Source organism: uncultured Methanofollis sp. (genome assembly GCF_937919355.1).
Lineage (GTDB): Archaea > Halobacteriota > Methanomicrobia > Methanomicrobiales > Methanofollaceae > Methanofollis.
In genome coordinates this window covers 1-9,831 of record NZ_CALFSA010000157.1, presented here as the reverse complement: position 1 = coordinate 9,831, position 9,831 = coordinate 1, and the positions used below count along the sequence as shown (strand labels likewise).

The window sequence follows — 9,831 nt, the reverse complement described above, 5'->3', positions numbered from 1 at the left end:
CCTTCGCCTGGAGGGGCCCCTTCCCCTTGCCGGCATGGTATTTTGTCGCACCGATGGCGGCACGCGGCCGGAAGGCCGAGAAACAGGGGATGCCCAGGCGGTCGAGGGACGTGACGTCCTCGACCGAGACGACGCCGATCTCCTCCATCAAGGGCTCGATGACCTGCAGGGTCTCCTCGGGGGAGCATGAACGGTGTGTGCCATCGAAAAAACGCTTTTTGACGTGGTTGAAGGTGAAGGACATTATCAGGGAATTGGCCGGGTGATATTTTATACCTTCACGGTCTATTCTCCTGCATGGAGACCGGGGAGATCGCTGTCGGGATGGCGGTGCGCTACCCGCGGACTGGCACGGCCGGAAAGGTCGCAAGGATCGAGGAGGTCAGGGGAGAGACCTTTGCCGAGATCGATACCACCGGACTGCTGTACCGGGTCGACACCCTGGAGACTGCCGCCCAGCCTGGACGCACCAGAGAAAAGAGAGAAGAAGGCGTCGCTGACCTCGTCCGGAGAGAGAGGGAGTTCGGCAAAGACCTCAAGGACGCCTGGAAGAATATTGACAATGCCTGCGAGGGAGGGGGTTAATCCTCCTTCTCGATCGGTATTGTCGTCAGTTTTACCGATTCCACACCCTTCTGCGACATAAGCCTCTCGGCGATCGTCTTGAGGACCGCACCGTCGCCGCGGAGGAGGATCACTTCCATGCACTGGTCATGGCTGAGATGGGCGTGCATAGATGCCTGAATGGTGTGGATATACTCGTGCTGTATGTCAGTGATCGTCTGGAGGAGGCCGCGCTGGTCGTGGTCATAGACCATCGTGATCACGCCCTGCCTCTCGCCCCTGACATCAGACATCCACTTGTAGTAGGTGATGTAACTCCTGATCGCATCCCTGATACCCTCGGAACGTGAGGAGTATCCCCGTGCACTGATGATGCCGTCGAACTTGTCAAGCAGGTTCTTCGGCAGCGAGATACCGATCCTGGAGAGTTCGCTCTCTGGGTTCATACGATCCTGTAGTATGCGCAAAAAGATAAACTATGGTATTATGCGTAACACCAATTCGCCGACAGATTCAGGGTATGAACATACGTCGTATGCAGAGCACTATCATAGCCGGGATTTCCCGGCCCCCTCGCCGGCACCGATTTATCTATAAAGAGTGCGATATATATAGGAAGGGAGGTTCGAATCAGTTTGCATGATGTTATGATACCCAATGTCAATATCGGGCTCGTCGGTCACGTGGACCACGGCAAGACGACCCTTGTCTCCGGGATCACAGGAAAATGGACAGACCGTCACAGTGAGGAGATGAAGCGGGGGATCTCTATCAGGCTCGGCTATGCCGATGCCACCTTCTACCGCTGCGACAAGCACACAGGGAGCGATGCGTACTCCACGAAAGAAGTCTGCCCGATCTGCGGGGCTGCCTGCACCCCGTTCAGGACCGTTTCCTTCGTGGACGCACCTGGCCACGAAACCCTGATGGCAACGATGCTCTCTGGTTCTGCCCTGATGGATGGCGCAATGCTTGTCATTGCCGCAAACGAGCCCTGCCCCCAGCCGCAGACAAAGGAGCACCTTTCGGCTCTCGAACTGGTGGGGATCAAGAATATCGTCATCGTCCAGAACAAGATCGACGTCGTCTCCCAGGCAGACGCCCTCAAACACTATAAACAGATAAAAAAATTCGTGAAGGGGACCATCGCTGAGAATGCACCCATTATCCCGGTTTCTGCCCAGAAGGGGATCAATATCGGTGCCCTGATCGAGGCGCTCGACCAGAATATCCCGATGCCAGAGCGCGACCCTGAAGCACCGGCCAGGATGCTCATCGCCCGCTCCTTCGACATCAACAAACCGGGAGCGAACTGGCGTGACCTGAAAGGTGGCGTGATCGGCGGGTCCCTCACAAGCGGTGTCATCAAGGACGGCGAGGAGATCGAGATCAGGCCAGGCATCCAGACACAGGTCGAGAACAGGACAGTCTGGGAACCGATCATCACCAAGGTCATCTCTGTCCACACCGGCGACAGGAAAGTGAACGAGGCGGCGCCGGGAGGACTGATGGCACTCGGCACGAAGCTCGACCCTGCGATCACAAAGAGCGACACTCTTGTCGGCCAGGTCGCCGGACATGTCGGCGACCTCCCGCCAATCCACGACCACCTCACCTTCACCGTGACGTTGATGGACCGGGTCGTCGGTTCAGGGAGCGAACTTGACATAACGCCGCTGAAGCACAGGGAACCGCTGATGCTCTCGGTGGGCACGGCGGTGACCGTCGGTGTGGTGACGAACACGAAGAAGGACCAGGCAGAGGTGGTCCTGAAGAGGCCGGTATGTGCGGATGCTGGAGCAAGGATTGCGATCAGCCGCCAGGTCGAAGGACGGTGGCGCCTGATCGGCATGGGAGTCCTTGTCGAGTGAAGGTTCTCCTGGACACCAACGCCCTGATGATGCCCGTGCAGTTCCGCATCGACCTCTTCGACGAACTCAGGTCCCTCCTCGGGGGGTATGAGCCGCTCGTGCTCACCGACGTGAAGCGCGAGCTGGAGGGGCTTGCCCGGGGCGGCGGGAACGACGCCGCCGCAGCACGGGCCGGGCTGATCTTTGCGGAACGCTGCCGCGAGGTCGAGAGCCAGAGTCAGGCCCCGACAGTCGACGACCGCGTGGCGGTTTACGCCGCTGCAGAGGGGTGCATGGTGGTGACGAACGACCGCCGCCTGAGGAATGCCCTCCTTGCGGCGGGCGTCCCTGTGATCTCATTGAGAAGCCAGAAAAAATTGGAAATTTTAAGGGGATAGCATGTATTATCGTGTGACGCTCGAGGACAAGGTCAGGGTGCCGCCGCACCGCCTTGGCGAGGACCTGGAAACTGTGATCCTGGACGAACTCCAGAAACAGCTCGAAGGGAGCATAGACAAAGAGATCGGCATCTTCATTGCCGTGACCAAGATCGACCGGGTCGGTGAGGGTGAGATCGTCCACGGCGACGGTGCGGTCTACTATGACGTCACCTTCGAGGCCCTGATGCTCAGGCTCGCCCTCCAGGAAGTGATCGAAGGAGAGGTCGTGGAAACGACAAGCTTCGGGGCGTTCGTCTCCCTGGGGCCGATCGATGCAATGCTCCACGTGAGCCAGATCTCCGACGATTTCATCACCTACGACGAGAAGAACAACACCCTCAACTGCCAGGAGTCGAACAGGTCTATCCAGGTCGGGGACGGTATCCGCTGTCGTGTGGTGACCCTGAGCCTCAACGAGCGCGAGCCCCGCGAGAGCAAGATCGGGCTGACGATGCGGCAGGCCGGCCTTGGCACGGAGACGTGGCTTGCTGAAGAGCGTGCAAAGGAGCAGGAGAGTCATGGCGCCAGCGCGTAAGAAGAAGATGCTGAAGGTCTGCCGCGACTGCCACAAGGTGGTCGAGGGCGAGTCCTGCGTGACCTGCGGGTCGACGAACCTGACCGAGGACTGGTCGGGGTACCTCATCATCGTCGACCCCGAGGGTTCGGAGATCGCACGCAGGATGAACATCGAAATGCCCGGCAGGTACGCCCTGAAGGTCCGCTGATGCTCCGCCTCCCGGACGAGTGCAGGGACCGTTTCAAAAAGCCGATCGGCAGGCTCTTGCCTGAACTTGTCGATGCCCTTCCCCTGCTTGCAGGGAGGACCGTCTATACGGTGGGGGACGTGGTGACGCAGAACCTGCTGGCAGCAGGAGGGTCGCCCGACGTCGCCGTCATCGACGGATATACGATGCGGGCGCCCTGCGCCAGGACTCCCCTCTGCGCCCACCGCCGGGTGCAGGTGAAGAACCCGGCAGGTACCCTGACGGAGGAGTTGGTCCGGGTACTGGAAGACGCGGTGGAGCACCCGCCTGTCCTCATCATCGTCGACGGGGAGGAGGACCTTGCAGTGGTCCCTCTCGTCCGTCTCGCCCCGGAGGGTTCGGTGATACTGTACGGGCAGCCGGGAGAGGGGCTGGTCGTGTGCACTGTCACAGAAGACCTGAAAACTCTTGCAAAAGATCTATATTCTCTTTTTGTCCCGGTAGAAACCGGGGTCTGATCCAACCCCCATGCTTTAAATAAATATGTAGACAATATTTGAGGGATATCGATGGAATTTGAGATCACCCGTGACTACCGGAATGAACTCCTGAGCCGGAGGGAAGTACATTTTACCCTCTCCTACGAAGGCGCAACACCTTCGAGGGCCCAGATCCTCGGAAAACTCGGCGCCCTCCTGAATGCCAAGGAAAACCTGATGGTGCTCGACTCGACGAAGAAGCAGTTCGGAATGATGGAACTCCGCGGCGTTGCCAGGATCTATGACGACGAGGAGAACATGAAGATGACCGAGCGCGCATACCTCCTCAAGAGAAGCGCTCCGAAGGCGGCAAAGGAGGCAGAGTAAAATGGCGGCAAAGAAGGCGGCGCCGGCCGCGGTGAAGCGGAGCGCGTATTTCAAGGTCGAGGGTGACAAGGCAGTGCCGCAGCGGAAGTATTGCCCCCGCTGTGGACAGGGCGTCTTCATGGCCCAGCACAAGGGCCGCCTTGCCTGCGGGAAGTGCGGCTATACTGAGTTCTCAGAATAAGAATGCAGAAGGGCGGAAAGGTACTGGGTATTGAGGGGACGGCCTGGAACCTCAGTGCCGCTATTTTCGGCGAGGACCTAGTTTCCCTCTACTCAAGACCATATCAGCCTCCGAGCGGCGGGATTCACCCGCGGGAGGCGGCCCAGCACCATGCCTCCGCAATGCGCGAGGTCATCTCCCATGTGCTCACCGACCCGGACGAGATCACGGCGGTGGCCTTCTCGCAGGGGCCGGGGCTCGGTCCCTGCCTGCGGACGGTGGCGACGGCGGCGAGAGCCCTTGCTCTCGCCCTCGACGTGCCTCTCGTCGGCGTGAACCACTGCGTGGCACACGTCGAGATCGGACGGTGGGCGACGGGGTGCAAGGACCCGATCACGCTGTACGTCTCGGGAGCGAACACCCAGGTGTTCGGCTACCTGAACGGGCGCTACCGGATCTTCGGCGAGACCCTGGACATCGGCCTCGGGAACGGTCTGGACAAGTTTGCCCGGAGCAAGGACTTCCCGCACCCGGGCGGGCCAAAGATCGAGGAACTCGCCCGCGGGGGGCGGTATATCGACCTGCCCTACACAGTGAAGGGGATGGACCTCGCCTTCTCCGGCCTGATATCCGCCGCCCAGGAGAGCAAGGCCGATATCGAGGACGTCTGCCACTCTCTCCAGGAGACGGCCTTTGGCATGTGCGTCGAGGTGACGGAGAGAGCTCTCGCCCAGGCAGGCAAGGACGAGGTGCTCCTGGTCGGCGGTGTCGCCGCAAACGGGCGTCTCCGCGAGATGCTGAAGACGATGTGCGAGGAGAGGGGCGCCGAACTCTTCGTCCCCGAGCGGCAGTTCTGCGGCGACAACGGGGCGATGATCGCCTATACGGGCCGCGTCATGCTGGAGAGCGGGGCGACGATCCCGGTCGAAGAGTCACGGGCGAACTCCCACTACCGCGCCAATGAGGTGGACGTGGTCTGGCGGCACGGGGAAGCGCTCCGCCCGGTCGAGGATGGGCCGCGCCGGGGTGCCGAGGCTATCGTGACGATCGACAGGGACATGGTGATGAAGAGACGTGTCTCGAAGTCGTACAGGGTCGAGGCCCTCGACACCCGCCTGATCACGGAGAGGACGCGGGCGGAGGCTCGGCTGATCGCCGCAGCGCGGAAGGCGGGAGTGCCGACGCCTATCCTCTACGATGTCACCGGCGACACGATCATGATGGAGAGGGTCGAGGGGACGATCCTGCGGGACGCCCCGACCGTGGAGAACATGGAGCGCGCCGGCGTCGCAGTCGGGCGCCTCCATGCCGCGGGGATCGTCCACGGCGACCTGACGACCTCGAACATGATCGAGAGGGACGGCAGGTGCGTGCTCATCGACTTCGGGCTTGCCCACTCGTCTTCCGAGATCGAGGACCGCGGCGTGGACCTCCACGTGCTCTTCCAGACTCTGGAGAGCACGACAGAGAACCCCGACGAGTTGAAAGGGGCCTTCCTCCGCGGCTATGCCTCTGCCCTCCCCGACGCGAGGTGTATCGCCGAACGCGAGGAGGAGATCGAGAGGCGGGGGCGGTACCTCTGAAGATCGCGGTCGTGACCTCCAACAGGCACAAGGCCGAGGAGGTGGCGAGTTTCTTCGCGGGCGTCGCCGAGGTGGAGCATATCAACCTTGAGATCCCGGAGTACAGGGACGACGACGTCAGGAACATCGCCCGCGAGAAGGCGCGGTACGCCTGGGAGCAGGTGAAGCGGCCGCTGATCGTTGACGACACGGCCTTCTCGATCGATGCCCTGAACGGTTTTCCCGGTCCGTACGCCGCGTACGTCCAGAAGACGATCGGGAACGAGGGGGTCCTGCGGCTGATGGCGGGGCGGACGGACAGGAAGGCCCACTTCGAGACGGCGATCGCCTGTGCGGACGAGGCAGGGGAGGTCAGGGTCTTCTCCGGCATCGTCGAGGGCGAGGTGACCGACGCACCGCGGGGGGAGGAGGGGTTCGGGTACGACCCGATCTTCGCGGTCGGCGGGCGGACTTTCGCCGAGATCCCTCTCGCGGAAAAGAACCTGATCTCTCACCGGGCACGGGCCCTTGCGGCCTTCAGGGTCTGGCTGGAGGATCAATATTCTTAAATGGATAAACATCATTGTACTTAGAACGAATAGTGGTGAGATAAGATATGGCACGGTTCCCTGAAGCAGAAGCAAGGTTGCTCAACGTCATGGTCTGCATGCGCTGCAACGCACGGAATGCACTGAAAGCGACACAGTGCCGCAAGTGCGGCTACAAGCACCTCCGCCCCAAGAACAAGGAACGTAAGGCATAATCCGGATAGAGGGGGACGTGCGACCGGCCGCACGGTGGTACCCTCACTATACTTTTCTGTGGTGTTGTCAGGAGGGGTGTCTTACACGTCCCCTCTCGCATGGTCCGGGAGTTTCAAAAAAGGGAATTCAGGCGCTGTAATACGTGACCTTCTTGCCCTCTTCCGCGTACTCGCCGGCAAAGGTCTCGATGTTGCGCTTGTAGCCGATCCTCTGCTCGACGCCGAGGGCTCTGAGTCCCTCCCTGACCCGCATGACGTCGGCCTCGTCACTCCAGTCACGGGTATAGACATAGACCACCTTTCTCTCGTCACGGGAGTCGGGGTTGGGGCGTGCGGTGCTCACCTTGGCGGAGACGCCGAGGTCGCCGGCGACGGTGGCGTCCCTGATCTTCTTCCAGAGGTCGTCGACCTCCACGGCGCCGCAGAAGATGAGCCATTTGCCGGCCTGCTCGCCGTAGGGTTCGACGTCACCGGCCGCGGGGTCGTCGGCGATGATCCAGTAGGTCTCCATCGTCTTCGAGGGGATGATCCCCTCGCCCGCGGCGAAGAGGTGGTAGATCGCGTCCGCACTCCCGAAGCGCTCGACGAGAGCGGCGGCGAGGGGGGGGTACTCTGCCTCGAAGTCAGCGAAGACCGTGAGGAAGTCGTCCTGAAAGTCGACCCCTCCTTCGACGCGGGCAAAGAGGGGATCGCCGCGTGCAAGGAGTCCTCTGTTCAGCAGGATCTCGAAGATGCCATAGGCGGCATCGGCAAGTGCCTGGGAATCGACTTCGTCCATGATCATCTCGTAGGAGAGGCGATCAAAAAAGGTTATCATTCCTGACCAGATGGTCAGGTCCGGAGAGCGGCGGCGACAAGGTCGGCGGCCTTCTCGCCGGAGAGGAGCATGCCGCCGAAGATCGGGCCCATCCGACACTCGCCACCGACGGCGTTCGCGGCCATGCCGCAGACGAAGAGACCGGGGAAGACTTCCTTCGTGTGTTTCAGGATGTTGCCCTCGGCCCGCTCGGCCCACATATATCCCTCGCCCCGGATCGGGAGGTCGCCGCCCTTCTGTGTGACCATGTGGCAGATGGTTGCGTCGTGGCCTGTGGCGTCGACGACGGCGCGGCACCTGATGGTGAGGGGGTCGACGTGGAGGCCGGTCATCTCGACAGGGCTCCAGTTGATGACAAGGCCTGCGACGCGGCCGTCGGCCTTGACGACGACGTCCTCGACGGCGATGAGGTTGAAGAACTCGGCGCCGGCGGTGCAGGCGGCGGCGGTGAGTTTGGAGACGGACTCGACCGACTTCGCAACATAATACCCGGGTTCGGCCTCGGTGGAGGCGATGCCGAAGTGGTCGAGGAGGCGTTTTGCCGCGGCCTGGACAACGATCCGCGGGAACATCATGCCGCCACCCCACATGCCACCGCCGATGGAGAGTTTCTTCTCAATGAGACCGACTTTTAGTCCTTTCTCCGCAAGGAGCGCAGCGCAGGTGATGCCTGAGGGACCGCCGCCGACAACGACGACGTCGAGGTCGAGGTACTCCACCATTGTCTCCATTTGCGTTTTCAGGATTGCCCTGCTGATTGTCACTTCATCGAGTTCCATTGTCCAACTTCCAGAAACAGATTGGACATCACGATTGAAATAGCCATTCTCCGTGGATGGGATTGTCGCAGGTATTATAGGCGCGGAGAGATACCTCATAGTAATATGCAATGGAAACGTGACTTCGGGCTCACGATGAGGCAGATCATGACCTGGGCACTCCTGCTCCTCGTCTACCTGATCTTCCTCACGATACTCGGGAGTCTGTTCGGCATCGGTCCGTGGAGCCTCGTCGCCATCGCCGCGGTGATGGCCTTCGCACAGTACTTCTTCTCCGACAGGCTGGTGCTCATGAGTACGGGCGCCCAGGAAGTGACAGAGGAGGAGTACCCCGAACTCCACAGGATCGTGGAGAAACTCGCCGCAGAGGCGGGCATCCCCAAGCCCCGCGTGGCCATCATGCCCTCCCCGGTGCCCAATGCCTTCGCAACCGGCAGGAGTCCCTCCCATGCCGTGGTGGCGGCGACCGACTCGATCATGCGTCTCCTCACCCGCGACGAACTCGAGGCGGTGCTCGCCCACGAGATCTCGCACGTGAAGAACAGGGACGTCATGACCCTGACCATCGCCTCCTTCCTGGCGATGGTGGCTGCGATCATCATGCAGAACGCCTGGCTCTTCTCCCTCGGCGACCGCAGGGAGGGGTCAGGGGGGGCATGGATGGCCGCATGGGCCGTCTCGATCATCGTCTGGGTGGTCGCCACTCTGCTGATCCGCTCCCTCTCGCGGTACCGTGAGTTCGCGGCCGACGCGGGCAGCGCGTATATCACGGGGAAGCCCCGCGCTCTCATCTCCGCACTCAACAAGATCAGCGGGAGAATGGACATCATCCCGCCGGAGAAGAAGCAGGAGGTCTCAGGGGCGAATGCCTTCTTCATCATCCCGGCCCTCTCGGGCAACAGCATCATGGAGCTCTTCTCCACCCACCCGACCCTGGAGAAGCGGGTCGCGGCCCTCGAGGCCCTCGACGAAGAGATCAGGTATATGCCGAGGTAAGTCCTCTGGCAATACCATTTTATGTCATCGGTGCAAATATCGTACGGTACCTCTGCATCGATGGTCTAGTGGCATGACTTTGGCCTTCCAAGCCAATAGCCCGGGTTCAATTCCCGGTCGATGCACTCATTCTCTGGATCTGTTTTCCATCCATCCCCATTCCTGCGCCCCCACCATTGTTCAGGAGTTGTTCTGCCGTCGCCGCCACGAAGGGAGGAAGAAGGTTTATTACGCATCTCCTCCAATGATGTACGAACACGGGCTCGTGGTCTAGCTGGTTATGACGTCGCCTTCACACGGCGGAGGTCCTGAGTTCGAATCTCAGCGGGC

The 9,831-nt window shown here is 61.1% G+C and carries 15 protein-coding genes, 1 tRNA gene and 1 pseudogene; 13 read left to right on the top strand and 4 right to left on the bottom strand.

The annotated features are described in order from the left end of the window. A pseudogene (locus Q0520_RS07770) lies at positions 1-244 on the bottom strand (methanogenesis marker 1 protein); the annotation flags it as partial. Between the two features lie 53 nt (positions 245-297). On the opposite strand from Q0520_RS07770, the gene Q0520_RS07765 reads away from it, so the two are divergent. Next, the gene (locus Q0520_RS07765; protein ID WP_298668473.1) at positions 298-585 is read left to right on the top strand and encodes a DUF2098 domain-containing protein; all 288 of its coding nucleotides are present in this window, start codon (positions 298-300) and stop codon (positions 583-585) included. On the opposite strand, the gene nikR is transcribed toward Q0520_RS07765, so the two are convergent. Beyond that, complete coding sequence (gene nikR, locus Q0520_RS07760; protein ID WP_298668470.1) at positions 582-1,010, bottom strand: nickel-responsive transcriptional regulator NikR; 429 nt, start codon at positions 1,008-1,010, stop codon at positions 582-584. The two genes, Q0520_RS07765 and nikR, sit on opposite strands and share 4 nt — an antisense overlap. A 189-nt stretch (positions 1,011-1,199) precedes the next feature. Here nikR and Q0520_RS07755 point away from each other — a divergent pair, with 189 nt between their 5' ends. Genes Q0520_RS07755 through Q0520_RS07710 form a run of 10 tightly spaced genes read left to right on the top strand, consistent with a single transcriptional unit; the run spans position 1,200 to position 6,909 of the window. Beyond that, positions 1,200-2,435 carry a translation initiation factor IF-2 subunit gamma gene (locus Q0520_RS07755; RefSeq protein ID WP_298668467.1) on the top strand — a complete coding sequence of 412 codons (1,236 nt, stop codon included), beginning with the start codon at positions 1,200-1,202 and terminating at the stop codon, positions 2,433-2,435. After that, entirely contained in the window at positions 2,432-2,812 is a 381-nt protein-coding gene (locus tag Q0520_RS07750) for a PIN domain-containing protein (RefSeq protein WP_298668464.1), read from the top strand. The genes Q0520_RS07755 and Q0520_RS07750 overlap by 4 nt, the downstream gene beginning before the upstream one ends. Before the next feature lies 1 nt (position 2,813). Continuing rightward, complete coding sequence (locus tag Q0520_RS07745; RefSeq protein WP_298668462.1) at positions 2,814-3,389, top strand: DNA-directed RNA polymerase; 576 nt, start codon at positions 2,814-2,816, stop codon at positions 3,387-3,389. After that, the gene (gene spt4 / locus Q0520_RS07740; protein WP_298668459.1) at positions 3,373-3,579 is read left to right on the top strand and encodes a transcription elongation factor subunit Spt4; all 207 of its coding nucleotides are present in this window, start codon (positions 3,373-3,375) and stop codon (positions 3,577-3,579) included. Before Q0520_RS07745 ends, spt4 begins: the two co-directional genes overlap by 17 nt. Continuing rightward, a complete protein-coding gene (locus Q0520_RS07735; RefSeq protein ID WP_298668456.1) occupies positions 3,579-4,076 on the top strand; it encodes a GTP-dependent dephospho-CoA kinase family protein in 498 nt (165 codons plus the stop codon). Before spt4 ends, Q0520_RS07735 begins: the two co-directional genes overlap by 1 nt. 51 nt (positions 4,077-4,127) lie before the next feature. Then, complete coding sequence (locus tag Q0520_RS07730) at positions 4,128-4,424, top strand: 30S ribosomal protein S24e (protein WP_298668453.1); 297 nt, start codon at positions 4,128-4,130, stop codon at positions 4,422-4,424. 1 nt (position 4,425) lies between these two features. Further along, entirely contained in the window at positions 4,426-4,605 is a 180-nt protein-coding gene (locus tag Q0520_RS07725) for a 30S ribosomal protein S27ae (protein ID WP_298668450.1), read from the top strand. 2 nt (positions 4,606-4,607) lie between these two features. Next, positions 4,608-6,167, top strand: coding sequence for a bifunctional N(6)-L-threonylcarbamoyladenine synthase/serine/threonine protein kinase (locus tag Q0520_RS07720; protein WP_298668447.1), 1,560 nt, complete (start codon positions 4,608-4,610; stop codon positions 6,165-6,167). Further along, entirely contained in the window at positions 6,164-6,715 is a 552-nt protein-coding gene (gene rdgB / locus Q0520_RS07715; protein ID WP_298668476.1) for an RdgB/HAM1 family non-canonical purine NTP pyrophosphatase, read from the top strand. The genes Q0520_RS07720 and rdgB overlap by 4 nt, the downstream gene beginning before the upstream one ends. A gap of 47 nt (positions 6,716-6,762) precedes the next feature. Further along, positions 6,763-6,909, top strand: coding sequence for a 50S ribosomal protein L40e (locus tag Q0520_RS07710; RefSeq protein WP_298668444.1), 147 nt, complete (start codon positions 6,763-6,765; stop codon positions 6,907-6,909). Positions 6,910-7,036: 127 nt separating this feature from the next. Here Q0520_RS07710 and Q0520_RS07705 read toward each other — a convergent pair whose 3' ends face one another. Both Q0520_RS07705 and Q0520_RS07700 read right to left on the bottom strand, forming a co-directional pair. Next, positions 7,037-7,687, bottom strand: coding sequence for a putative phosphothreonine lyase domain-containg protein (locus Q0520_RS07705; RefSeq protein ID WP_298668442.1), 651 nt, complete (start codon positions 7,685-7,687; stop codon positions 7,037-7,039). A gap of 53 nt (positions 7,688-7,740) precedes the next feature. Beyond that, positions 7,741-8,505 carry a sulfide-dependent adenosine diphosphate thiazole synthase gene (locus Q0520_RS07700; protein WP_298668439.1) on the bottom strand — a complete coding sequence of 255 codons (765 nt, stop codon included), beginning with the start codon at positions 8,503-8,505 and terminating at the stop codon, positions 7,741-7,743. A 105-nt stretch (positions 8,506-8,610) separates the two neighbouring features. Between Q0520_RS07700 and htpX the strand changes: the two genes are divergently transcribed. Together htpX and Q0520_RS07690 are read left to right on the top strand one after the other, a co-directional pair. Then, positions 8,611-9,501 (top strand): zinc metalloprotease HtpX, encoded by an 891-nt coding sequence (htpX, locus tag Q0520_RS07695; protein ID WP_298668436.1) that lies wholly within the window; start codon positions 8,611-8,613, stop codon positions 9,499-9,501. A gap of 54 nt (positions 9,502-9,555) precedes the next feature. After that, positions 9,556-9,626, top strand: a tRNA-Gly gene (locus tag Q0520_RS07690). The last annotated feature ends 205 nt before the right edge of the window (positions 9,627-9,831 follow it).